This window comes from Streptomyces recifensis, from assembly GCF_002154615.1.
In the GTDB taxonomy this organism is placed as follows: domain Bacteria; phylum Actinomycetota; class Actinomycetes; order Streptomycetales; family Streptomycetaceae; genus Streptomyces; species Streptomyces griseoluteus.
In genome coordinates this window covers 1-856 of sequence record NZ_MUNH01000387.1, presented here as the reverse complement: position 1 = coordinate 856, position 856 = coordinate 1, and the positions used below count along the sequence as shown (strand labels likewise).

The following is an 856-nucleotide window of genomic DNA, read 5'->3' as shown; positions in this document are numbered from 1 at the left end:
CGGGCCGCGGCCGCGCCCATCGGGCCGCGCTTGGTGCGGTCGCGGTCGCCGCCGCAGCCGAGCACCAGGTGCACCCGGCCCTTGGTGACCTTGCGCAGCGCCTTGAGCACCGATTCGACCGCGTCGGTCTTGTGGGCGTAGTCGACGACGGCGAGGTAGGGCTGTCCGGCGTCGACGCGCTCCAGGCGGCCGGGGACGCCGGGCACGGCGGCGATGCCGTCGGCGGCCGTCTGCGGGTCGATCCCGGCGGCGGCGAGGGCGGNNCGGCCGTACTCGTCGTCGGCGTTGACCACGCCGAGCCTGCTGCGCTCGGGGGTGAACAGGCTCGCCTTGGCCTGGAAGTAGTCCTCCATGCCGGAGTGGAACTCCATGTGCTCCGGGCTGAGGTTGTTGAAGACCGCGATGTCGAAGACGCAGCCGTCGACCCGGCCGAGGACCAGGGCGTGGCTGGAGACCTCCATGGCGACGGCGTCGGTGCCGCGTTCGCGCATGACGGCGAACAGGGCCTGGAGGTCGGTCGCTTCGGGGGTGGTGCGCTCGGACTTGATGCGCTCGTCGCCGATGCGGGTCTCGACGGTGCCGACCAGCCCGGTGGCCCGGCCGGCCGCCCGCAGGCCGCCCTCCACCAGGTAGGCGGTGGTGGTCTTGCCGGAGGTGCCGGTGATGCCGATCTGGAGCATGTCCCGGCCGGGGTGCCCGTAGATGGTGGCGGCCAGCTCGCCCATCTCCGCACGCGGGTCGTCGACGACCAGGACCGGCAGGCCGGTCGCGGCTGCGCGGTCGGCGCCGGCCGGGTCGGTGAGGACGGCGACGGCGCCCAGGCCCGCCGCCTGGGTGGCGAAGTCGGCGCCGTGCA

Annotated in this window: 1 protein-coding gene; it reads right to left on the bottom strand. The window is 74.5% G+C overall.

The window, feature by feature from the left end; translation table 11 throughout:
• Positions 1-856, bottom strand: an 856-nt coding sequence (locus CCN33_RS20140; RefSeq protein WP_140394603.1) for a Mur ligase family protein, incomplete at both ends; no start/stop codon positions are given.